At 68.5% G+C, this 20,912-nt stretch carries 22 protein-coding genes, 2 tRNA genes and 1 pseudogene; 8 read left to right on the top strand and 17 right to left on the bottom strand.

The features are described from left to right. The first annotated feature begins 218 nt into the window (after nt 1-218). Together F3J14_RS24815 and F3J14_RS24810 are read left to right on the top strand one after the other, a co-directional pair. Nucleotides 219-359, top strand: coding sequence for a hypothetical protein (locus F3J14_RS24815; protein WP_006753078.1), 141 nt, complete (start codon nt 219-221; stop codon nt 357-359). Nucleotides 360-487: 128 nt separating this feature from the next. Next, the gene (locus F3J14_RS24810) at nt 488-1,000 is read left to right on the top strand and encodes an acyl-CoA thioesterase (RefSeq protein WP_006753077.1); all 513 of its coding nucleotides are present in this window, start codon (nt 488-490) and stop codon (nt 998-1,000) included. A gap of 57 nt (nt 1,001-1,057) precedes the next feature. On the opposite strand, the gene fumC is transcribed toward F3J14_RS24810, so the two are convergent. The 3 genes from fumC to F3J14_RS24795 all read right to left on the bottom strand — a co-directional run bounded on the left by fumC (nt 1,058) and on the right by F3J14_RS24795 (nt 4,331). Next, nucleotides 1,058-2,452: a class II fumarate hydratase gene (gene fumC / locus F3J14_RS24805; RefSeq protein WP_166725229.1), complete on the bottom strand. Its 1,395-nt coding sequence runs from the start codon at nt 2,450-2,452 to the stop codon at nt 1,058-1,060. A 146-nt stretch (nt 2,453-2,598) separates the two neighbouring features. Next, nucleotides 2,599-3,984, bottom strand: a complete 1,386-nt coding sequence (norM, locus tag F3J14_RS24800) for a multidrug efflux MATE transporter NorM (RefSeq protein WP_166725228.1) — start codon at nt 3,982-3,984, stop codon at nt 2,599-2,601. 128 nt (nt 3,985-4,112) lie between these two features. After that, the gene (locus tag F3J14_RS24795; protein ID WP_006753074.1) at nt 4,113-4,331 is read right to left on the bottom strand and encodes an RNA-binding S4 domain-containing protein; all 219 of its coding nucleotides are present in this window, start codon (nt 4,329-4,331) and stop codon (nt 4,113-4,115) included. Between the two features lie 287 nt (nt 4,332-4,618). On the opposite strand from F3J14_RS24795, the gene F3J14_RS24790 reads away from it, so the two are divergent. Beyond that, nucleotides 4,619-5,029 (top strand): hypothetical protein, encoded by a 411-nt coding sequence (locus F3J14_RS24790; RefSeq protein WP_166725227.1) that lies wholly within the window; start codon nt 4,619-4,621, stop codon nt 5,027-5,029. A 117-nt stretch (nt 5,030-5,146) separates the two neighbouring features. Here F3J14_RS24790 and F3J14_RS24785 read toward each other — a convergent pair whose 3' ends face one another. The 8 genes from F3J14_RS24785 to fdxA all read right to left on the bottom strand — a co-directional run bounded on the left by F3J14_RS24785 (nt 5,147) and on the right by fdxA (nt 9,531). Continuing rightward, on the bottom strand, nt 5,147-5,923 hold the full coding sequence (locus F3J14_RS24785; protein WP_166725230.1) for a DUF4088 family protein: 777 nt from the start codon (nt 5,921-5,923) through the stop codon (nt 5,147-5,149). 157 nt (nt 5,924-6,080) lie between these two features. Next, on the bottom strand, nt 6,081-6,419 hold the full coding sequence (locus F3J14_RS24780; RefSeq protein WP_166725226.1) for an AzlD domain-containing protein: 339 nt from the start codon (nt 6,417-6,419) through the stop codon (nt 6,081-6,083). After that, a complete protein-coding gene (locus tag F3J14_RS24775) occupies nt 6,416-7,189 on the bottom strand; it encodes an AzlC family ABC transporter permease (protein ID WP_166725225.1) in 774 nt (257 codons plus the stop codon). The genes F3J14_RS24780 and F3J14_RS24775 overlap by 4 nt, the downstream gene beginning before the upstream one ends. A 116-nt stretch (nt 7,190-7,305) precedes the next feature. Continuing rightward, nucleotides 7,306-8,226, bottom strand: coding sequence for an AraC family transcriptional regulator (locus F3J14_RS24770; protein WP_166725224.1), 921 nt, complete (start codon nt 8,224-8,226; stop codon nt 7,306-7,308). A 60-nt stretch (nt 8,227-8,286) separates the two neighbouring features. After that, nucleotides 8,287-8,772, bottom strand: coding sequence for a CreA family protein (locus F3J14_RS24765; protein ID WP_006753068.1), 486 nt, complete (start codon nt 8,770-8,772; stop codon nt 8,287-8,289). Nucleotides 8,773-8,879: 107 nt separating this feature from the next. Continuing rightward, nucleotides 8,880-8,955 (bottom strand) — tRNA-Asn (locus tag F3J14_RS24760). A gap of 71 nt (nt 8,956-9,026) precedes the next feature. After that, nucleotides 9,027-9,102: transfer RNA gene (locus F3J14_RS24755), tRNA-Asn, on the bottom strand. Between the two features lie 105 nt (nt 9,103-9,207). Continuing rightward, nucleotides 9,208-9,531 (bottom strand): ferredoxin FdxA, encoded by a 324-nt coding sequence (fdxA, locus tag F3J14_RS24750; RefSeq protein ID WP_006753067.1) that lies wholly within the window; start codon nt 9,529-9,531, stop codon nt 9,208-9,210. 286 nt (nt 9,532-9,817) lie between these two features. On the opposite strand from fdxA, the gene pncB reads away from it, so the two are divergent. From pncB to F3J14_RS24725, 5 genes are all read left to right on the top strand, one after another. Continuing rightward, nucleotides 9,818-11,017 carry a nicotinate phosphoribosyltransferase gene (pncB, locus tag F3J14_RS24745; RefSeq protein WP_006753066.1) on the top strand — a complete coding sequence of 400 codons (1,200 nt, stop codon included), beginning with the start codon at nt 9,818-9,820 and terminating at the stop codon, nt 11,015-11,017. Nucleotides 11,018-11,103: 86 nt separating this feature from the next. Further along, nucleotides 11,104-11,766, top strand: coding sequence for a lactate utilization protein C (locus F3J14_RS24740; RefSeq protein ID WP_166725223.1), 663 nt, complete (start codon nt 11,104-11,106; stop codon nt 11,764-11,766). A 52-nt stretch (nt 11,767-11,818) separates the two neighbouring features. Continuing rightward, nucleotides 11,819-13,249, top strand: a complete 1,431-nt coding sequence (locus F3J14_RS24735; protein ID WP_166725222.1) for a sodium:proton antiporter — start codon at nt 11,819-11,821, stop codon at nt 13,247-13,249. 81 nt (nt 13,250-13,330) lie between these two features. After that, nucleotides 13,331-14,320 (top strand): D-glycerate dehydrogenase, encoded by a 990-nt coding sequence (locus F3J14_RS24730; protein ID WP_166725221.1) that lies wholly within the window; start codon nt 13,331-13,333, stop codon nt 14,318-14,320. After that, nucleotides 14,317-15,804 (top strand): DNA recombination protein RmuC, encoded by a 1,488-nt coding sequence (locus tag F3J14_RS24725; RefSeq protein ID WP_166725220.1) that lies wholly within the window; start codon nt 14,317-14,319, stop codon nt 15,802-15,804. The genes F3J14_RS24730 and F3J14_RS24725 overlap by 4 nt, the downstream gene beginning before the upstream one ends. 95 nt (nt 15,805-15,899) lie before the next feature. Here the strand turns inward: F3J14_RS24725 and F3J14_RS24720 are convergent, their stop codons facing one another. From F3J14_RS24720 to F3J14_RS24695, 6 genes and pseudogenes are all read right to left on the bottom strand, one after another. Continuing rightward, complete coding sequence (locus F3J14_RS24720) at nt 15,900-16,385, bottom strand: GNAT family N-acetyltransferase (RefSeq protein WP_166725219.1); 486 nt, start codon at nt 16,383-16,385, stop codon at nt 15,900-15,902. Beyond that, on the bottom strand, nt 16,382-16,657 hold the full coding sequence (locus F3J14_RS24715) for a hypothetical protein (protein WP_006476519.1): 276 nt from the start codon (nt 16,655-16,657) through the stop codon (nt 16,382-16,384). Before F3J14_RS24715 ends, F3J14_RS24720 begins: the two co-directional genes overlap by 4 nt. A gap of 36 nt (nt 16,658-16,693) precedes the next feature. Beyond that, a complete protein-coding gene (gene glp, locus F3J14_RS24710; protein ID WP_166725218.1) occupies nt 16,694-17,989 on the bottom strand; it encodes a gephyrin-like molybdotransferase Glp in 1,296 nt (431 codons plus the stop codon). 105 nt (nt 17,990-18,094) lie between these two features. Beyond that, nucleotides 18,095-18,712 (bottom strand): molybdenum cofactor guanylyltransferase MobA, encoded by a 618-nt coding sequence (gene mobA / locus F3J14_RS24705; protein ID WP_166725217.1) that lies wholly within the window; start codon nt 18,710-18,712, stop codon nt 18,095-18,097. Nucleotides 18,713-18,740: 28 nt separating this feature from the next. After that, nucleotides 18,741-19,853, bottom strand: a complete 1,113-nt coding sequence (moaA, locus tag F3J14_RS24700) for a GTP 3',8-cyclase MoaA (RefSeq protein WP_166725216.1) — start codon at nt 19,851-19,853, stop codon at nt 18,741-18,743. Nucleotides 19,854-19,985: 132 nt separating this feature from the next. Next, nucleotides 19,986-20,912: pseudogene (locus F3J14_RS24695) on the bottom strand (ribonuclease E/G); the annotation flags it as partial.

Below are 20,912 nucleotides of genomic sequence, written 5' to 3'. Positions count from 1 at the left end.
CCGGCTCAGGCCCGGAAAGTGGTGGTCGTCTTGATCGGTCATCGTCGTGTCTCGTCAGGCGGAATGACTGCAGTGTAGGCGCTGCGCACATTCGATGTTTCGCGTTCGGATGAAATGTCGGATGCGGCGGGGCGCGTGCGACCGCGGTCGCCGGCCGCGCACGCGTAGAATGGCCGCACGCGGCGGCAGTGGGCCGCCGGATGCGACACGATGCAACGATGAAGACGATTTTCTGCCTGTTGGCGGCCGCGCTAGTATGCGCGGCCTGTGCGCAGGGCGGCGCGGGCGCCGCCGGCGAGCGGGGCGGCAGCCTCGAGATGTACGGGACGATCGATCAGGGAATCACGGTGCGCCGCTGACGGGCGCCGCCAGGTAAATGCACGGGTGGGTGTGCGGTCGCGGCCGCGCGGCGGCCCCGGCCACGGGTTGCCGCAGTGCAACGTATAATGCGCCGATAGCAGTACCCCCGCCGCCTGGAGCTACCACGATGTCCCCACAGTCCCCCGTGCCGGCCGCCCTGGACCGCACCGAAACCGTATTCCGCTTCCTCGCCGAGCCGTCGTCCGTGAACTTTGGCGGCAAGGTGCACGGCGGCGCGCTGATGAAGTGGATCGACGAGGTCGCGTATGCGTGCGCGGCAGTCTGGTCGAGCCGCTATTGCGTGACGGTCAGCGTCGGCAACATCCGCTTCCAGCGTCCGATCCTCGTCGGCAACCTGGTCGAGCTGAAGGCGCGCGTCGTCGCGACGGGCCGCACCAGCATGCACATCCATGTGTCCGTGCATGCCGGCGATCCGAAGGGTGGCGTGCTGCGTCAGACGACCGACTGTCTCGTCGTGTTCGTCGCGGTCGACGAGAACGGCAACCCGGTGCCGGTGCCGCCGTTCGTGCCCGAGACCGACGAGCAGAAGGTGCTCGCGAAATATGCAGCCGACGTGCGCGCCGCGCTCGACAAGATCGTCGAGATGAAGCCCGAGGAAGTGGCGAAGGGCACCGTCTGACGGCAACGGGCGCAGCGGTCGCGCCGCGCCCGTCCCGTCATCGCGTCACACCCGCGATTACCGCGATCCGATCATCTCTTCGGGTCGCACCCACGCATCGAATTCCGCCTCGGTCAGGTAGCCGAGCGCGAGCGCGGCGGCCTTCAGCGTCGTGCCTTCCTTGTGCGCCTTCTTCGCGATCTGCGCGGCCTTGTCGTAGCCGATGTGCGGATTGAGCGCCGTCACGAGCATCAGCGATTCGTTCAGCAGCAGGTCGATGCGCGCGCGGTTGGGCTCGATGCCCGCCGCGCAGTGGTCGTTGAAGCTTTGCGCGCCGTCGGCGAGCAGCCGCACCGACTGCAGTACGTTGTGCGCGATCATCGGCCGGAACACGTTCAGCTCGAAGTTGCCGCTGGCGCCGCCGACGTTCACGGCGACGTCGTTGCCGAACACCTGGCAGCACAGCATCGTCACGGCTTCCGACTGCGTCGGATTCACCTTGCCCGGCATGATCGAGCTGCCCGGCTCGTTTTCCGGAATCGACAGTTCGCCGAGGCCGCAGCGCGGCCCGCTCGCGAGCCAGCGGACGTCGTTGGCAATCTTCATCAGGCCGGCCGCGACCGTCTTCAGCGCGCCGTGCGCGAACACCAGCGCGTCGGCGGCGGCCATCACTTCGAACTTGCTCGGCGCGGTCACGAACGGCAGCTTCGTCAGCCGGCCGATCTCGTCGGCGACGCGCACCGCGAACTCCGGATGCGCGTTCAGCCCGGTGCCGACCGCGGTGCCGCCGAGCGCGAGCTCGTACAGGTGCGGCAGCGCCGACTCGACGTGCCGGACGCTCTGGTCGAGTTGCGCGACATAGCCGGAAAATTCCTGCCCGAGCGTGAGTGGCGTCGCGTCCTGCAGGTGCGTGCGGCCGATCTTCACGATGTCGGCGAAGGCCTTCGACTTCGCGTCGAGCGTCGCGCGCAGCGTGCGCAGCGCGGGCAGCAGGTGGTTGACGATCGCATATGCGGCCGCGACGTGCATCGCGGTCGGGAACACGTCGTTCGACGACTGGCCGCGGTTCACGTCGTCGTTCGGGTGGACCTTGCGCGCTTCGCCGCGCTCGCCGCCGAGCAGCTCGCTCGCCCGGTTCGCGATCACCTCGTTGAGGTTCATGTTGGTCTGCGTGCCGGAGCCGGTCTGCCACACGGCGAGCGGGAATTCGCGCGGATGCTTGCCCGCGATGATCTCGTCGGCCGCGTCGATGATCGCGCGCGCCTTGTCGTCGGCCAGCACGCCGAGCGACTGGTTCACGGCGGCCGCGGCGCGCTTGACGATCGCGAGCGCGTGGATCAGCTCGGGCGACTGCTTCTCCGTCGAGATCCGGAAGTTCTGCAGCGAGCGCTCGGTCTGCGCGCCCCAGAGCCGGTCGGCCGGCACGGCGATCTCGCCGAATGTGTCGCGTTCCATCCGAACTGCTTCGTTCATGATGCACTCCTCCTGGGAAGGGGAAAGGCCGCGCGTCGCGCGGCGTCGGGCGTATCGTGAGGCAGGCGCGCCGCTGGCGCGGCGTCTTGGGTCTTTAGCCGACAAGCATAGCGCCGGCCGCGAATTTGCGTCGTGTCGTGCCGCGCTCAGCGCGCCGACGCGATGAGCGACGCGGTCTTCATGTGAAACCGGCATGCCATCAGCACGGCGACACTGGCGAGGCCGGCCGCGAGCCCCCACCACAGGCCGCGTGCGCCGAGGCCCGCATGGAACGCCAGCCAGTAACCGGTCGGGAAGCCGATGCCCCAGTAGCCGAGGGTTGCCGCGAGCATCGGGATGCGCGTATCCCGCAGCCCGCGCAGCGCGCCCGACGCGACGGTCTGCATCCCGTCCACGATCTGGAACACCGCCGCGATGCCGAGCAGCGACGCGGCAAGCGACACCGTCGCCGCGTTGGCCGGGTCGTCGAGGTGCAGGTACAGGCCGACGATCGCATGCGGCGCGACGATCAGCACGAGCCCCGACAGCGACATGAATGCGACGCCGAGGCCGAGCGCGACGAAGCCCGCGTGCCGCGCGGCGACCGGCTCGCCGGCGCCGACCCAGTAACCGACCCGTACGTTGGCGGCCTGGCCGATCGCGAGCGGCACCATGAACGCCAGCGATGCGACGTTCAGCGCGATCTGGTGCGCGGCGAGCGACGTCGCGCCGAGCACGCCGACGGTCAGGCCCGTGGCGAGAAACAGCGTCGATTCGACCCCGTACGTGATCGCCACCGGCCAGCCGATGCCGATCAGCTCGCCCATCACGGGCAGTTTCGGGCGGGCGGCGGTCACGAAATGGCGGAACCGCTCGCGGCCGTGCAGCAGCCAGATCAGCGCGAGCGCGGTCAGCCAGATCGTGATGGTGGTCGCGACCGCGGAGCCGAGGAAGCCGAGCCGCGGCAAGCCGAATGCGCCGTGGATCAGCCCGTAGTTCAGCACGGCATTGACCCCGACGCCGCCGATCGAGACCCACAGCAGCCGCCGCGCGGCGCCGATCGCGGGGAGAAAGGCGCGCATCAGCCCGACGCCGATCAGGCTGCCGAGCGCCGCGAACCGCAGGATGCCGGTGTATTCGCCGACGTGACGCGCGAGCGTCGGCGGCTCGTGGAACATCAGCAGGATCGGTTCGGACAGCGACAGCGCGACGATCGCCGGAATCGCGAGCAGCAACGACAGCACGAAGCCGGTCCAGTAGATGTGCGGCACGCGGTGTTCCGCCTGCGCGCCGCGCGCATGCGCGACGCTCACGCTGACTGACGACAGCACGCCCTGCAGCACGGTCACGATGACGAAGAAGTAGTTCGCGCCGAGGCCGCCCGCCGCGAGCGAATCGGGGCCGAGCGAGCCGAGCAGCACCGTGTCGGTGACGCTCATCGCCATCTGCGAGAGCTGCGCGATCGCGAGCGGCGCGGCGAGGCGCGCGGTATCGGCGGCATGACTGGACAGGGACGGCGCGGCGGCCGTCCGCGTAAGACCGGAATGCGACATGGAATGGGCGCTCGCGCGGGTGCGGGCCCGCGCTGTCTGTATTTATTTTGAGAGACGGCTAGCTTACGGCTTTATTCGAACGGTGTCGAACGCGCGCGCCGATGGCCATGTCACGGTCAGGGGAACCGCTATGCGTCGTGGACCGCGATCCGCGTATCGCCGAACAGCACCACCTGGCCCGCGCGGATCTTGCAGGTCTTGCGCAGTTCGACCACGCCGTCGACTTTCACCGCGCCGGACGCGACGAACATCTTCGCGGTGCCGCCGCTGTCCGCGAGACCGGTGATCTTGAGAAGGTTGTGCAGTTCGACGTATTCGCCGGTCAGCGTGAAATCCAGATTGGGCATGACGAAGGAAGCGCGCGATGCGCGGGAGGAATCGCCCCGCATCATACGGCACCGCGGCCCGGCGCGCGAGCGCGGGCGTTCGCGCAGGTTCGCCCGGGTTCGCGTTCAGTTGTTAAGGACTGTGAGCGATTCGTCAGCAAATGAAACGGTGGGTAACAGTCTGAGAGATTCGAGAACCGGGCGTGCGGCTCGCGGGTCTTTTGTCGTACCTGCTGCGTGTTGCGGCAGGGGACGCGACGGAGCGTATCGATGTGCTCCGCGCCCACAACTTCTCGAGGAGGATTGACATGTCCAAGATTCGTACGATGCTGATCGGTGCCGCGCTGACGGCGTTCGCAACTTCGGCCGCATTTGCGCAGACGGGCGTCGCAGCACAGGGTGCCGCAGGCGCCGGGGTGCAGACGCAGGCGCCAGCAGCAGGGGCAGGTGCCGGCGCGGGTATGCAGGGTGGCGCCGGCATGAATGCGTCGGGCAATGCGGTCGGTGGCGCGACGGATGCGGTCGGTGCGGCAGCCGACGGCGCGCAGGATACGGCGGCGTCGTCGGTCCATTCGGCCAAGAAGCACGCGAAGCATGCGACGAAGTCGGCCAAGCACCAGGCCCGCTCGACGAAGTCGAAGGTAGGCGACGAGGCCGTCGAAGGCGGTGCGTCGATGGGTGTGCAGGGCGGTGCATCGGCGTCGGGCGCCACGCAGTAAGCGGCGCCCGACCGTCGCACGATGCTCGCCCCGGACGGCGCGTCGTGACGGCGATCGAACGGCGGCCCGGTTCGCTTCGCGCGAACCGGGCCGTTCTTCATTCGTGGGGGCGGCCCGTCATGGCCGGCGCTGTTCCGGCCCCGGTCCGTGCGCCGGTCGTGCGGCGGACGGCGCGAACACGCTGCGCAGCCACGCGGCAAGCCGCGCGAATACGTCGTACGGTTCCTCGATGAAGATCTCGGGCTTCAGGAGCCGCAGGTATTCCATGATCTGCTGCGCTTCCTGCTTCTGGAACGAACCGTGCGCGAGCCCGAGCCGCAGCAGGCCGCGCAATTCGCCGAGCTTGTCGCGCGCGGCGCTGCCGACACTCATCTCGCACGCGAGCTTTGCCTCGTAGATGCGTTGGCGCAGCGATTCCGCGAGCCGCCACGCGGGCGTCTGCATCATTTCCTCGAGCGCCTGGATATCGTGCACCGCGCTCTTGATCTGCGCCGCGAGCGGATCGACCAGCGACGGGTCGCCCTGCGCTTCGGCGACGATCGCCTTGGCCCAGTCGCGGCACGCCTTCGCGAGCTCGTCGGGCGTCCATTCGGCGCGCGACGCGAAGCCGAAGCCGAATTCGCCGGCCTGCCGCATCAGGATCGCGACGACGTCCGGGAATTCCTTGTCGAGCGTGCGCTTCGCCCACGCGTACTGGCCGCCTTCGAGCATCCGCTGCACGGCATGCTCGGTCAGCGGCACCATGTTGTCGAGCAGCTTGGCGCGCAGGAAATCCTCGAACGACGGCGTCGCGAACTGCGGGTCGAGTTTCAGCGATACGCGTACGAACGCGTCGTAGTCCTTGCGCAAGGACGCAAGCGTGTCGTCCTTGAGGGAAAGGGTGATCTGGCCCATGAATCGTCTCGATGGCGGCCCGCGCGTGCCGGCGCCCGGCGCCGTGCACCGGTACGGGCGCAGCGTCGACGGACCGTTCGCGCCGAGGCTGTGGCGGGTCTTCATTCCCTATATCGGCACGCCGGACGAAAACTTGAGCGCGGCCGGCGACGTCCGCTCAGGCCGGCAGCCAGTGCGGCATCACGATCCCTTGCCAGAAGAAGAACACCGCGAGCCCGACCGCGATCGTCACGAGCGGCCGGCGCGTCGTCGCCGACACAAGCACCGCGGCGAGCGCGCCGACGAGCTGTGGGTTGCGCAAGGTCAGCTCCGCCGTGCCGCCGTGCGGAGAGACGGTCATCGGCACGATGATCGCGGTCAGCACGGTGACGGGCACGAAGCCGAGCGCGGTCCGCACGAGCGGCGGGAAGGTCAGCCGCTCGCCGAACAGGAACAGCGTCGTCCGGATCGCATAGGTGATCGCGGCCATCCCGAGGATCAGCAGTGCGTAGCTCACGATGCGGCCTCCGTGCGTGAACCGGTGCGCGAGCGCTCGTGCTTCACCGTGAGCGCGACACCGACCACCACGCCGGCGGCGACCGCGCCCAGTAAGCCGAGCTTGTACGGCCAGCCCTGCCAGAAGTAGGCGAGCGTGCCGGCCGTCGCGGCGGCCGCGAAATAGCGCAGCTTGCCGAGCTGGGGGACGACGATCGCGATGAAGGTCGCCGCCATCGCGAAATCGAGGCCGAGCGACTGGAGGCCCGGGAAGGCCGCGCCGAAGCCGATGCCCGCGAGCGTCCAGACCTGCCAGTTCAGGTACATCGCGAGACCCGAACCGAAGAAGTAGTGGGGGCCGATCGAACCGGGCGGGAAGTGCCGGTAGTGTGCGTAGGCGACCGCGAACACCTCGTCGGTCAGCAGCGCGCCGAGCGTCGCGCGCCAGCGCAGCGGCAGGTGCGCGACGTACGGCGCGAGCGTCGCGCTGTACAGCAGGTGACGCAGGTTCACGATCAACGTCGTCGCGAGCACGACGACGAAGCTCGCGCTGCCGGCGATCAGGCCGAGTGCGATGAACTGCGCGGAGCCCGCGAACACCGCGAGCGACATCAGCGCGCCGTGCCAGGCGGCCAGCGGCCCGCCGCCGACGAGCGTGCCGAAGATCACGCCGAACGGCGCCGCGCCGATCATCATCGGGATCGTGTCGCGCGCGCCGTCGAGCCATTCGTTGAACGGACGGCGAGGCGGGGGCGATGGTGTGGATGGGGGATTCAAGGGACGTTTTTCCATGACACCGAGAATAGCGGGCCGATGCCGTGGCGGCTTGTATGTTCTTGCGCCCGCGGGTGCCGGCGGCGCAATCCGCGTGCCGGTTGCCGCGGGTGATCGATGCAGGGAGGGGGGCGTCAGCGCGCCTGCCAGCGTCCGGGCGGTACGCCGAACATCCGTTTGAAATGTCGCGTGAAGTGACTCTGGTCGACGAAGCCGCTGGCCGCGGCGACATCGGCAATCGACACGCCCGCGCGCAACGGCGCGAGCGCACGCTGCAGCCGCAACTGGTTGCGCCACGCATGCGGCGGCATCCCGGTCGTGCGGGTGAACAGGCGCGCTGCGTGAAACGGTGACAGGCCGGCGGCCTGCGCGACGTCGTCGAGCGTGACCGGGCACGTGAGATCGGCGGCGAGCCGTTCGCGCATCACCTCGACGCGCGGCTCGTCGGCCGCGAGCGCCGCGGGCCGCAGCCGCGCGTCGGCATGGCGCGCGATCAGGGTCGACAGCGCATCGAGTATCGCCGTTTCGGCCGCGAGCGGATCGTAGATGCGCGGCGCACCGGCTGTCGGCGCGCAGGCCGTCAGAACGTCATCGGCCGGCTGGTCGCTCGGGTGGGCTGCGGACGGTATGCGTTCGCTGCCGGCCTCCATCATCCGGTGGGCCAGCGCGAGCCGTGCCGCGAGATCGGGGTCGCGGATCACGTCGGACGGGAACCATGGCGCATCCTGCGGCCGACCGGCGATCGTGCTGGCGAGTGCGCGAATGTAGTCGACCGGCACGTAGCTCACGCGATAGCACCAGCCTTCGTCGGTCGCGCGCGAGCCCGTGTGCACTTCCCCGGGATTGATCACGGGCACCGTGCCGGTTTCGGCGACATGGCCGCTGCCGCGACAGGTATAGCGCTCCGCACCCTCGAGGATCACGGGGATTGTGTACGCGTCGTGCCAGTGCGGCGCGAACGTGTGGTTGCGATAGGTAGCCGTGAGCAGATCCGCATCCGGCAGCAGCGGCGTGCGCCAGTAGCGTGCGGCGTCGGGAAGGCGGGAGGCGGACATGGTCGGGCGCGGAGCGGTCGAATGGGTAGTGTAGCGCTCGCGCACCCGACAGGCGTGCGCTTACTTGACCGGAATCGTCGTGCCCGCTGGCATCGGCACCGCGGTGACGGCGTTCTTCGGGCTGCCGCTGACGATGCGATCGCTGTAGGTCAGGTAGACGAGCGTGTTGCGCTTCTTGTCGACGACTCGCACGACATGCAGCGTCTTGAAGATGAACGACATCCGCTCGCTGAACACGTCGGTCTGCTGCTTGAGCGGCTCCTTGAAGCTGAGCGGGCCGACTTGCCGGCACGCGATCGACGCTTCGCTCGGATCCTCCGCGACGCCGAGCGTGCCCTTGATCCCGCCGGTGCGCGCCCGCGACACGTAGCAGGTGACGCCGGCCACGAGCGGATCGTCGTACGCTTCGACGACCACGCGGTCGGAGCCCGTCACGCGGAAATGGGTGTTCACGCTGCCGACTTCCTCCGCGTGCGCGAGCGGCGCGGCGGCAAAGGCGGAGAGCAGCAGGGCGAACGGCAAGGCGGAAAGGAGGCGGTGCTTCATCGACGGAACCGGATGCGATTGCGGGACAAAGACTCTAGCATGCGCGGCGGTGACCGACGGGCGCCGGAAAAACAAAAGGCCCGTCGAATGACGGGCCTTTCGCTGTCTGGCTCCCCGACCTGGGCTCGAACCAGGGACCTACGGATTAACAGTCCGGCGCTCTACCGACTGAGCTATCGGGGAATAAATCGGTACATCTGCTGGGTTTGTTTCCAACAAAAAACCCGCGCACATTCAACGGGCCTTTGCTTTTTTGGCTCCCCGACCTGGGCTCGAACCAGGGACCTACGGATTAACAGTCCGGCGCTCTACCGACTGAGCTATCGGGGAACAAACAACAACAGCAGAGAAACGAGATTATATGGAGCTGTGGCTAACCTGTCAATACCTTTGAGCGGCGGTGCGCAAAAAATATTGCGCGGCGCCGCTGCGCGATCAGCGCTCGAGCAGGTGCAGCTTTTCCTGCACGTCCTTCCACTCGTCCGCGTCGGCCGGTGCCGGCTTGGTCTTCGTGATCGACGGCCAGTTCTTCGCCAGCTCGGCGTTCAGCTCGGTGAACTGCTGCTGGTCGCCCGGAACGTCTTCTTCGGCATAGATCGCATTGGTCGGGCACTCGGCGACGCACACGGCGCAGTCGATGCACTCGTCCGGATCGATGGCGAGAAAGTTGGGACCTTCACGGAAGCAATCCACCGGGCACACATCCACGCAGTCCGTGTATTTGCACTTGATGCAGCCTTCGGTCACAACGTGAGTCATTAAAACGCTCCTGCTTGGCGGTATATATGGGGTGGCGTTTGCGCCAAAAGCGGCATTGTAACTGAAGCGCAAAACCCGCATGGCGTGGTCGGCTTTCCGGCTTATATCGTTTCGTGATTAGTTTATGGGGCCGACGGGGGATGCCGCGCGTGCGGCGGCCGCGGCCCGGCCGGAGCGGGCAGGGACGCTTTCACGATGGTCCGGCCCGCATTCGGGTAACATGGCCCACAGACCGGGCGGCGCGCGGTGTGCCGGACCCTGTCTCGATATTGGCGGTGCCGTAATCATGATCATCACTTCGCTGCTCGACACGGATCTCTACAAGTTCACGATGATGCAGGTCGTCCTGCATCACTTTCCCGCCGCAAACGTCGAGTACCGGTTCCGGTGCCGCACGCCCGGCGTCGATCTCGTCCCGTACATCGACGAGATCCGCGACGAGGTGCGCGGCCTGTGTTCGCTGCGCTTCACCGACGTCGAACTCGACTACCTGCGGCGGATGCGCTTCATCAAGAGCGATTTCGTCGACTTCCTCGCGCTGTTCCACCTGAACGAGAAGTACATCTCGATCACGCCCTCGCCGAAGGGCAACGGCGAGATCGACATCGTGATCGAGGGGCCGTGGCTGCACACGATCCTGTTCGAGATCCCGGTGCTCGCGATCGTCAATGAAGTCTATTTCCGCAACACGCAGCGCGAGCCCGACTATCGCGAAGGCCGCGAGCGGCTGCGCGAGAAGATCAAGCTGCTCGGCGCGAAGCCCGAGTTCGCCGACTGCAAGATCGCCGACTACGGCACGCGCCGACGCTTCTCGAAGGTGTGGCACGAGGAGGTCGCGCTGACGCTGCGCGACGGGCTCGGGCCGCAGTTCGCGGGTACGAGCAACGTGTTCTACGCGATGAAGCACGACCTGACGCCGCTCGGCACGATGGCGCACGAATACCTGCAGGCATGCCAGGCGCTCGGCCCGCGGCTGCGCGATTCGCAGACTTACGGTTTCGAGATGTGGGCGAAAGAGTATCGCGGCGACCTCGGGATCGCGCTGTCGGACGTCTACGGGATGGATGCGTTCCTGAACGACTTCGACATGTACTTCTGCAAGCTGTTCGACGGCGCGCGCCACGATTCGGGCGATCCGTTCGAGTGGGGCGAACGCATGCTGCGCCACTACGAGGCGAACCGCTGCGACCCGCGCACCAAGGTGCTCGTGTTCTCGGATGCGCTCGACATCCCGAAGGTCATGCAGCTGTACGAACGGTTCCGCAACCGCTGCAAGCTCGCGTTCGGCGTCGGCACCAACCTCACGAACGATCTTGGCTACGTGCCGCTGCAGATCGTGATCAAGATGGTCCGCTGCAACGGACAGCCGGTCGCGAAGCTGTCGGATTCGCCGGGCAAGAGCATGTGCGACGACCGCGCGTATCTCGCGTACCTGCGCCAGGTGTTCGGCATCGCGCAGCCGGCCGACGACGACGCATCGCAGTAGGCGTCGGCCGTCCGGCCAGGTGCGTCGCGGCGAGGGCGGCCGGTATAATCCGACGGTATCGCACGCCCACGTCACGAGGACCGTTCATGGACACTTCCGCTGCCCGTCGCCAGATCCTCGCACGCATTCGCGCAGCGCAAGGACGCACGCCCGAACCCGATGCAGCGGAGCGCGACGGCGTCGCCGACTATCTCGCTCGCCATCCCGAGGGGCCGCGCCCGCCGATGCCGGCGGACTTCGTCGCCGCATTCGTCGATGAAGCGGCGCGCCTGTCGACGACGGTCGACGAAGTCGCGACGCTGGCCGATGCGCCCGCCGCCGCCGCCCGCTATCTTTCCGCTCACGGCCTGCCGATGCAGGCCGTCGCATGGCGCACGCTCGCCGAGCTCGACTGGGCCGGCGCGGGCCTGTCGGTCGAATGCCGCAAGCCGCGCGACGGCGATCTCGTCGGCCTGACCGGCTGCTTCTGCGCAACCGCCGAAACGGGTTCGCTGGTGCTGCTGTCCGGCCCCGACACCTATGCATCGGCCGGGCTGCTGCCGGAGACGCACATCGCGATCGTGCCGGCGTCGCGGATCGTCGCGGGCCATGAGGACGCATTCGCGCTGATTCGCGCGGAGCGCGGCGAATTGCCGCGCGCGGTCAATTTCGTATCGGGCCCGTCGCGCACGGGTGATATCGAGCAGACGATCGTGCTGGGCGCACACGGTCCGTACCGCGTTCACGCGATCGTCGTGCGCGGCGCATGACGCGCGCGCCGGCTTCATCCTCACTCGACTCACTCGCACAAGGAAGTTCTGCATGAAACGACATGCCGCCTGGGCGGGCATGGCGTCGGGAGCCGCGCTTGGCGCCGTTCCCGCGCTCGCATCGGCCGCCACGCTCGACGGTGCCACGCTGTCCGCACTCTGGGGTATCCCGTTCGCCGGGATCCTGCTGTCCATCGCGGTGTTCCCGCTCGTCGCCCCGGTGTTCTGGCATCACCATTTCGGCAAGATTGCCGCGGCGTGGGCGATCGCGTTCCTGGCGCCGTTCGCGCTCGCATTCGGCGCGGGCACGGCGTTCGGTACGCTCGTGCACGCGCTGCTCGAGGAATACATCCCGTTCATCGTGCTGCTGACCGCGCTCTATACGGTCGCCGGCGGCATTTGCGTCAACGGCAACCTGCACGGCACGCCGAAACTGAACACCGCGATCCTCGCGCTCGGCACGCTGCTCGCGAGCGTGATGGGCACGACCGGCGCCGCGATGCTGCTGATCCGCCCGCTGCTGCGCGCGAACGACAACCGCAAGCATGTCGTGCACGTCGTGATCTTCTTCATCTTTCTCGTCGCGAATGCGGGCGGTTCGCTGTCGCCGCTCGGCGATCCGCCGCTGTTCCTCGGCTTCCTGAACGGCGTGAGCTTCTTCTGGACGACCACGCATCTCGCGCTGCCGATGCTGTTCATCTGCGCGGTGCTGCTGACGCTGTTCTTCGTGCTCGATACGTACTTCTACCGGAAGGGCGGCGAGGAGCGGCCGGCCGCACTCGACCCGACACCCGACGGCGCCGCGCTGTCGATCGACGGCAAGGTCAACTTCGTGCTGCTCGCGGCCGTGATCGGCCTCGTGCTGATGAGCGGCATCTGGAAGCCGGGCATCACATTCGACGTGTGGGGCACGCACGTCGCGCTGCAGAATCTCGTGCGCGACGTCGCGCTCGTCGTCGTGGCGCTCGCGTCGCTCGCATTGACACCGCGCTCGGCGCGTGAAGGCAACGCATTCAACTGGGCGCCGATCGAGGAAGTCGCGAAGCTGTTCGCCGGGATCTTCGTGACGATCGCGCCGGTGATCGTGATCCTGCGCGCGGGCGCGCAGGGCGCGTTCGCGCAGATCGTCCATCTCGTCACGGGCCCCGACGGCAAGCCGATCGACGCGATGTACTTCTGGGCGACCGGCCTGCTGTCGTCGTTCCTCGACAACGCGCCGACCTATCTCGTGTTCTTCAATCTCGCGGGCGGCGACGCGCAAGCGCTGATGACGACGGGCGCGACGACGCTCGCCGCGATTTCCGCGGGGGCGGTGTTCATGGGCGCGAACAGCTACATCGGCAATGCGCCGAACTTCATGGTGAAGGCGATCGCGGAGTCGCGCGGCGTGAGGATGCCGAGCTTCTTCGCGTATCTCGGCTGGGCGCTCGTGATATTGGTACCGGTATTCCTGCTGACGTCGTGGCTCTTCTTCCCGGCGTAGGCTGACGATTTTCAACCAAGCGCGGACGGTTCCGACGGCGCACGATGCGCCGCGTTCCGGCCGCGGCATGCGGAGATGGCGATGCAGAAGATCCTGGTCGCACGTCCGATCTTTCCGGACGTGATCGAACGGCTCGAGCAGTATTTCGAAGTCGACTGGAACAACGGCGACGCGCTCGCCCCCGAAGCGCTTGCCGCGCGCCTCGCCGACAAGGACGGCGCGCTGACGGCGGGCGACCCGATCGGCGCGGCTACGCTTGCGGCGGCGCCGCGCCTGCGCGTCGTGTCGAACATGGCGGTCGGCTACAACAACTTCGACATGGCCGCGTTCAACGCGGCGAACGTGCTCGGCACCAACACGCCGGACGTGCTGAACGAGTCGACCGCGGATTTCGGCTGGGCGCTGATGATGGCGGCCGCCCGCCGGATCGCCGAATCCGAGCACTGGCTGCGCGCCGGGCACTGGCAGAAGTGGGCGTACGACGGTTTCCTCGGCAGCGACATTTACGGCTCGACGCTCGGCGTCATCGGCATGGGGCGCATCGGCCAGGCACTCGTACGCCGCGCGCGCGGCTTCGGGATGCAGGTGATTTATCACAACCGGTCGCGGGTCGCACCCGAGATCGAGGCCGAGCTGAATGCCGAATACGTGGCGAAGGACGCGCTGCTGGCGCGCGCCGATCACGTCGTGCTCGTGCTGCCGTACACGAAGGAGAACCATCACACGATCGGCGCGGCCGAGCTCGCGAAGATGAAGCCGACCGCGACGCTGACCAACATCGCGCGCGGCGGCATCGTCGACGACGCGGCACTGGCTGCCGCGCTGCGTGACAGGACGATCGCCGCGGCTGGCCTCGACGTGTACGAAGGCGAGCCGAGCGTCCATCCGGCGCTGCTCGAGGTGCCGAACGTCGTGCTGACGCCGCACATCGCGAGCGCGACCGAGAAGACGCGCCGCGCGATGGCCAACCTCGCGGCCGACAACCTGATCGCCGCACTGGGCGTCGGGCCGCGCGCGGGGCAGCCGCCGAATCCGATCAACCCTGACGTGATCGGGAAGCCGCGCGCATGACGACGATGTTGTTGCTGGCGGCGGTCGTCGTGCTGGCCGTCGCGCTCGCGGTGGCGATCGTCGCGCTCGTGCGCGGCGGCGGCCGCCACGACGATGCGGCCGTGCTCGGCGACCAGATCGAGGACGCCGCGCACGCGCAGGCGCTCGCGGTCGAACGGCTCGAACGCGAGCTGCGCGGCGAGATCGTCGAGAACGCGCGCGGTTCGCGCACCGAGCTGGCCGGCAGTTTCTCGCAGCTTCAGCAGACGCTCGCGACTCAGCTGACGAGCATCGCGACCGTGCAGAACAATCAGATCGATGGTTTCGCGCAACAGCTCGGCAAGCTCGTCGCCGGCAACGCGCAGCAGTTCGACGCGATGCGCGAAAGCGTGCAGCGCCAGGCGCAGCAGGCGCGCGAAGAGCAGACGGTCGCGCTGCGGCTGTTCGGCGACACGCTGAACCGGCAGCTCACGCAACTGACCGAGGCCAACGATCGCCGGATCGGCGAAGTACGCGCGACGCTCGAGCAGCGGCTGAAGGAAATCGAGACCAACAACGCGGCGAAGCTCGAGGAGATGCGCCGCACCGTCGACGAGAAGCTGCATGCGACGCTCGAACAGCGGCTCGGCGAATCGTTCAAGCTCGTGTCGGACCGGCTCGAGCAGGTGCACCGCGGGCTCGGCGAGATGCAGACGCTCGCGGCCGGCGTCGGCGACCTGAAGAAGGTGCTGACCAATGTGAAGACACGCGGCACCTGGGGCGAGGTGCAACTCGAGGCACTGCTCGAGCAGATGCTCACGCCCGACCAGTACGCGAAGAACGTCGCGACGGTGCCGAAGAGCAGCGAACGCGTCGAGTTCGCGATCCGGCTGCCGGGTCGCGCCGCCGGTACGGGCGACGCGCCGCCGGTGTGGCTGCCGATCGACGCGAAGTTTCCGCGCGAGGACTACGAGCGGCTGATCGATGCGCAGGAACGTGCCGATTCGGTGGCGGTCGAGGAAGCGGCCCGTGCGCTCGAGGCGCGCGTGCGGATGGAGGCGAGGACGATCGCCGAGAAGTACGTCGCACCGCCGCATACGACCGATTTCGCGCTGCTGTTCCTGCCAACCGAGGGGCTCTTTGCGGAAATCCTGCGCCGCCCGGGGCTAACCGACCTGCTGCAGCGGGACTATCGCGTGACGGTGGCCGGGCCGACCACGCTGACCGCATTGCTGAACAGCTTGCAGATGGGCTTTCGCACGCTCGCGATCGAGCAGCGCTCGAGCGAAGTGTGGCAGGTGCTCGGCGCGGTGAAGACCGAGTTCGGCAAGTTCGGCGATGTGCTTGCGCGCACGAAGGCGCAGCTCGAAACGGTCACGCGCTCGATCGAGGCGGCCGAGCAGCGCACGCGCGTGATGAACCGCAAGCTGAAGCAGGTCGAGGCGTTACCGGGCGATACGGCGGCCGGGCTGCTGGGTGCGGAAGTCGCGGACGGCGCAGACGGCGCCGATGCGGACGAGGCATGACGCATGACGTGTGCGGCCGCAATCGGCTGAAACGGAAAACGGGCGCCGCGGCGCCCGTTTTTTTTGCAGCGGCGACCGGCGTGGCGGGCCCGCGTTCAGCGTGCGGCGAGCGCGTCCAGTGCGTCGCCGGTTACGCGCACGATGCGCCACTCCGGCAGCACGGTCGCACCCATCTTCTCATAGAAATCGATCGCAGGCTGGTTCCAGTCGAGCACCGACCATTCGAAGCGTGCGCAGCGGCGTTCGATGGCGAGTGCGGCGAGGTGCTGCAGCATCGCGGTGCCGAGACCCGTGCCGCGCTGCGACGGCTGCACGTACAGATCCTCGAGATACAGCCCGCGACGGCCGAGGAACGTCGAATAGTTGTGGAAGAACAGTGCATACGCGACGATCGCGCCGTCGCGCTCGGCTACGAGCGCTTCGGCGGCCGGGCGCGCACCGAACAGTGCGTCGGCCAGATCGGCGTCGCTCGCGACGAACAGGTGCGTGAGTTTCTCGAACTCGGCCAGCTCGCGCATCAGCGCGAGGATCGCGCCGACGTCGCGCGCTTCGGCCGCGCGGATCAGCGGCGTGCCGCTCACGCTTCCTCCGGCGGATCGGACAGCACGATCTCGATGCCGCCGAAGCGCGAGGCGACCCAGTTGTAGGCGTGGCAGGCGATCCACAGCAGCACGAAACCGAGGATCGCGTTCAGCAGCAGCGCGCTCAGGATCGTGCTCAGCTCCACCATCCCGTAGCGGATGTACGCGACCAGGATGCCGAGCAGCACGATCGGCACGCTGAATGTCAGGTAGACGAGGATCAGCGCCTTTGCGGTCTGCCCCGCGGCGATCGACGAGATTTGTTTCTTCATGTGCGGATTGCCCCGTAGAGATATATCGATTGGAATTCAGATCAGGCCGTCGAGCGGCAGGATGTCGACCGGGGCGCCCGCGTCGACTGCCGCGGAATCGTGGCCCAGGACGATGAAACAGTTGGCGGCCGCGAGACCGCTCAACGATGCGGAACTCTGCGAACCGGCCGGCGCGACGTGCCACTGGCCGTCGGCGGCACGCGTCGCCACGGCGCGCAGGTATTCGGTGCGGCCCGGACGTTTTTTCAACGCCAGTGTGCTGAGCGCCGTGTACGTCGCCGGCGGCGGCGTGTGCGCGCCGGCCAGCGTCAGCAGCGCGGGGCGCACGATCGCGTAGAACGTCACGGCGGATGCGACCGGGTTGCCGGGCAGCCCGAAGAACAGCACGTGGCCGGCGCCGTCGCTGGCGCGTGCGAGCGTGCCGCATGCGAGCGGCCGGCCGGGCCGCAGCGCGAGGCTGGCGAAGGTCACGTCGCCGAGCCGCGCCATCACGTCGCGCGTGAAATCGGCTTCGCCGGCCGATACGCCGCCCGACGTGATCACCGCGTCGGCCCGTGCGTCGGCTGCATCGCGCAGCGCGCGTTCGAGCGCGGCCGGATCGTCGCGGACGATGCCGAGATCGAGCGCGTCGATGTGCAGCCTTTCGAGCATCGCGACCAGCATCGCGCGATTGCTGTCGTACAGCGAGCCGGGGCCGAGCGGTTCGCCGGGTTCGCGCAATTCGTCGCCGGTCGAGAACACGGCGACGCGCACGCGGCGGCGCACCGTGACTTCGCGCAACCCGAACGAGGCGAGCAGGCCGAGATCGGACGGGCGCAGGATGCGGCCGGCGGCGAGCGCGCAGGCGCCGCGTGCGAGATCCTCGCCGGCCCGGCGGCAGTTTGCGCCGCGTGTGACGTCGTGTGCGGCGAAGTGGATCACATCGCCGTCGACGCGCACGCGTTCCTGCGGAATGACCGTGTCGCACCCGGCCGGCATCGGTGCGCCGGTCATGATGCGAATGCACGCGCCGGCCGTCACGGATCCGTCGAACGGATGGCCGGCGAACGCCGTGCCGGCGACCGTCAGCGTGATATCGGCGGCCGCTGCCGGCGCGCCGGCGCTGCCGTCGAACGCGTAGCCGTCCATCGCCGAGTTGTCGTACGCGGGAATGTCGAACGGCGCGTTCACGTCGACCGCGAGCACGCGGTCGAGTGCGTCATGCAGCGACACCGTGTCGCACGCGTCGACCGGCACCGCGAACCGGCACGCGAGCGCCTGCGCGTCGGCGAGCGACAGCGGGGCAGCGGAATCGGGGGCGGTTCGGGAGGCGGGCGAGGATTGCGTGATCATCAGTCGGACTGCGCCGCAAGGCGTATCGGGTTCGTGGCCGGTGGCGCGCGGAGGGCGCCTGAGCGCGAAGGCGCATGCGGCGGGCGGGAACGGATGCCGGTGCCGTCAGCGGCGGGCAAGCACGGCGAGTTCATGCCAGGAGTTGGCATTGTAAAACGCACGCTCGTCGCGAAACTCGACTTCGACCGTCTTGTGGCGTGCGTACCACGCACGGACCTTCCGCTCGCCGGCTGCGAGTCCGGCGGCGAGATCGTCCGCAAGCGACGTGCGCAGCAGCGCGAGGGTCGGCTGCGGCGAACGCGCGTGCTGCGCGTCGACGGTCACGGCCATCGCGATGTCGGCCTGCTGCGTGTCGAGCGCCGCGTGCAGCCGCGCGACGAGGTCGGCCGGCAAATAGGGCGTATCGCACGGGGCGCACGCGACGAGCGGGGCGCGCGCCGCCCGCATGCCGGCGAGCAGGCCCGCGAGCGGGCCGGGGAAATCGGGTGTTTCGTCCGCCACGATGCGCGCGTCGAAAGGCCCACCGAGCTCGGCGTAGCGATCGGCGTTGCGATTCGCGCTGATCAGCGTCTCGTCGACCTGCGGCGAGAGCCGGCGCAGCACGTGCAGCGCGAGCGGCGTACCGTCGAGCAGCTGCAGGCCCTTGTCCGCGCCGTCCATGCGCGTGGCACGGCCGCCTGCGAGCAGCAGGCCGGCGATGGAGGGCGAGGTGGAAGCGGACATCGCGGGAAGTCGGCTGGGGCGGCGCGCGTCAGCCGCCGATGTACGACATTTCGACGCGCTTGCCGGCGCCTTCGGGCGCGGCGTCGGCGGCCGCGCTGCCGCGCAGCTGCGAATAGCGGTCGGTGCGGGCCTGCCAGATCCGGGCGATCGCAGTCGCGATCTCGGCGTCGCTGGCGCCGCCGCGCACCAGTGCGCGCAGGTCATGGCCCGTCGATGCGAACAGGCACAGGTACAGCTTGCCTTCGGTCGACAACCGGGCGCGCGTGCAGTCGCCGCAGAATGCCTGCGTGACGCTCGAGATCACGCCGATCTCGCCGCCGCCGTCCGCATAGCCCCAGCGCTGCGCGGTTTCCGCCGCCGTGTGCGCCTCGAGCGGCACGAGCGGGAACCGCTCGGCGATCCGCGCGATGACGTCCGCGGACGGCAGCACCTCGGTCATGTTCCAGCCGTTCGACGTGCCGACGTCCATGTATTCGATGAAGCGCAGGATGACGCCGGTGCCGCGGAAGCGCTCGGCCATCGGCAGGATCTCGCTGTCGTTGGTGCCGCGCTTCACGACCATGTTGACCTTGACGGGCGCGAGGCCCGCGGCCTGCGCGGCGAAGATGCCGTCGAGCACGTCGGCGCTCGCGAAGTCGGCGTCGTTCATGCGCTTGAACAGCGTGTCGTCGAGCGCGTCGAGACTGACCGTCACGCGCGTGAGCCCGGCGTCCTTCAGCGCGCGCGCCTTGCGTGCGAGCAGCGAGCCGTTGGTGGTCAGCGTCAGGTCGAGCGGGCGGCCTTCGTGAGTCGTCAGGCGCGCGAGACGCTCGATCAGGAATTCGAGGTTCTTGCGCAGCAGCGGCTCCCCGCCCGTGATCCGGATCTTTTCGACCCCGTGGGCGACGAACAGCCGCGCCACCCGCTCGATCTCTTCGTGCGTGAGCAGGGCGCTGTGTGGCAGGAACGGGTAGTTCTTGTCGAACACGTCTCGCGGCATGCAGTACACGCAGCGGAAGTTGCAGCGGTCCGTCACCGAGATGCGCAAGTCGCGCAGCGGCCTGGCGAACGTGTCGGCCAGCGCGCCGTCGGGGGTATGCGCGACGCCGGAGATATCCGGCATCCCGCTGACGTCGGCGAGGGGAATGATGCGTCGGGACATGTTGAAAGAAGTGCGAGTCAGGTTTCTATTTTAGCCGCAAGCGGCCGGCCGGGCCGGTGGGCGGAAACCCGCAGCGCGGAAATGAAAAAGCCCGCCGGGAGGCGGGCTTTTCCTGGTCGGGCGATGCGTCGCTTAACGGTGCGACGTTTCGACCTGCTGCATCGGGGTCGAGTCGACCGGCGGCTGCGCCTTGCGCTCGCGCGGCACGCGGGCCGGACGCGGCAGGCGCGACGCGGCTTCCTGGGCAGCGCGGAACTTGTCGGCGTCCGTGCTCACCCACACGAGACCGGCCTGTTCCAGCACGACATCGAGGCTCGCCGAAGCAGGCGCGGCGGCCGGCTGGGCGGGCACCGGAGCCGGTGCGGCAACGGGTTCGGCCGGTGCGGCTTCGACGTAAGCCGGTTCGACGTGAGCCGGTTCGACGGCTGCCGGAGCGACTTCCGCTGCGACGACCGGTGCCGGTGCGGCTTGCTCGACGGGCGCGGACTGCGGCGCTTCGACGGCAGCCGGTGCGGCCGGCACTTCGAACGCATCGGTCGGCGAAACCGCGACCGGAGCCGGGCCGGCTTCCGATTCAGCGGCCAGCGCGACCGGTGCCGGTTCGGCTGCCGGTGCGACCGGGGCGGGCTCGATCGGTGCGACCGGCGTCGCTTCGACACGAACCGGTGCCGCTTGCGATTCGACCGCGGCCGGTGCGACCGCTTCGGCACGCTGCTCGACTTCGGCTTCGGCAACCACGGCGCCTGCTGCGGCGACGGCTGCCACGGCGACCGGTACGGCCGCACGGGCCGGCTCGACCGCGTCCGGGGCTTGCGTCGTCACGGCGTGCACGGGGGCTTCGCCGTCCGCGCCTTGCTCGGCGTGCTCGACCACCGAGCCATCGTCCTCGCGCTCACGACGACCACCACGGCGGCCGCGGCGGCGACGGCGACGTTCCTCGCCGTCACGTGCACCGGCTTCCGCGTCGGCAGCGACGTCGGCGCCCGGCAGGGCTGCGACGGCCTGGTCGGCTTCCGCTTCCGGATGGTTCTCGCCACGGGTGACGGAAGCCGACCAGGA

This window comes from Burkholderia sp. Tr-862 (assembly GCF_011753085.1).
Taxonomy (GTDB): Bacteria; Pseudomonadota; Gammaproteobacteria; order Burkholderiales; family Burkholderiaceae; genus Burkholderia; species Burkholderia ambifaria.
This window is presented reverse-complemented; position numbering and strand designations above follow the sequence as displayed.

What these genes read in the sequence shown, in the direction of transcription:
- F3J14_RS24815 (WP_006753078.1), top strand. Translation starts at nt 219, where the DNA reads ATGAAGACGATTTTCTGCCTGTTGGCGGCCGCGCTAGTATGCGCGGCC.
- F3J14_RS24810 (WP_006753077.1), top strand. Translation starts at nt 488, where the DNA reads ATGTCCCCACAGTCCCCCGTGCCGGCCGCCCTGGACCGCACCGAAACC.
- fumC (WP_166725229.1), bottom strand. Translation starts at nt 2,452, where the DNA reads ATGAACGAAGCAGTTCGGATGGAACGCGACACATTCGGCGAGATCGCC.
- norM (WP_166725228.1), bottom strand. Translation starts at nt 3,984, where the DNA reads ATGTCGCATTCCGGTCTTACGCGGACGGCCGCCGCGCCGTCCCTGTCC.
- F3J14_RS24795 (WP_006753074.1), bottom strand. Translation starts at nt 4,331, where the DNA reads ATGCCCAATCTGGATTTCACGCTGACCGGCGAATACGTCGAACTGCAC.
- F3J14_RS24790 (WP_166725227.1), top strand. Translation starts at nt 4,619, where the DNA reads ATGTCCAAGATTCGTACGATGCTGATCGGTGCCGCGCTGACGGCGTTC.
- F3J14_RS24785 (WP_166725230.1), bottom strand. Translation starts at nt 5,923, where the DNA reads ATGGGCCAGATCACCCTTTCCCTCAAGGACGACACGCTTGCGTCCTTG.
- F3J14_RS24775 (WP_166725225.1), bottom strand. Translation starts at nt 7,189, where the DNA reads ATGGAAAAACGTCCCTTGAATCCCCCATCCACACCATCGCCCCCGCCT.
- F3J14_RS24770 (WP_166725224.1), bottom strand. Translation starts at nt 8,226, where the DNA reads ATGTCCGCCTCCCGCCTTCCCGACGCCGCACGCTACTGGCGCACGCCG.
- F3J14_RS24765 (WP_006753068.1), bottom strand. Translation starts at nt 8,772, where the DNA reads ATGAAGCACCGCCTCCTTTCCGCCTTGCCGTTCGCCCTGCTGCTCTCC.
- fdxA (WP_006753067.1), bottom strand. Translation starts at nt 9,531, where the DNA reads ATGACTCACGTTGTGACCGAAGGCTGCATCAAGTGCAAATACACGGAC.
- pncB (WP_006753066.1), top strand. Translation starts at nt 9,818, where the DNA reads ATGATCATCACTTCGCTGCTCGACACGGATCTCTACAAGTTCACGATG.
- F3J14_RS24740 (WP_166725223.1), top strand. Translation starts at nt 11,104, where the DNA reads ATGGACACTTCCGCTGCCCGTCGCCAGATCCTCGCACGCATTCGCGCA.
- F3J14_RS24735 (WP_166725222.1), top strand. Translation starts at nt 11,819, where the DNA reads ATGAAACGACATGCCGCCTGGGCGGGCATGGCGTCGGGAGCCGCGCTT.
- F3J14_RS24730 (WP_166725221.1), top strand. Translation starts at nt 13,331, where the DNA reads ATGCAGAAGATCCTGGTCGCACGTCCGATCTTTCCGGACGTGATCGAA.
- F3J14_RS24725 (WP_166725220.1), top strand. Translation starts at nt 14,317, where the DNA reads ATGACGACGATGTTGTTGCTGGCGGCGGTCGTCGTGCTGGCCGTCGCG.
- F3J14_RS24715 (WP_006476519.1), bottom strand. Translation starts at nt 16,657, where the DNA reads ATGAAGAAACAAATCTCGTCGATCGCCGCGGGGCAGACCGCAAAGGCG.
- glp (WP_166725218.1), bottom strand. Translation starts at nt 17,989, where the DNA reads ATGATCACGCAATCCTCGCCCGCCTCCCGAACCGCCCCCGATTCCGCT.
- mobA (WP_166725217.1), bottom strand. Translation starts at nt 18,712, where the DNA reads ATGTCCGCTTCCACCTCGCCCTCCATCGCCGGCCTGCTGCTCGCAGGC.
- moaA (WP_166725216.1), bottom strand. Translation starts at nt 19,853, where the DNA reads ATGTCCCGACGCATCATTCCCCTCGCCGACGTCAGCGGGATGCCGGAT.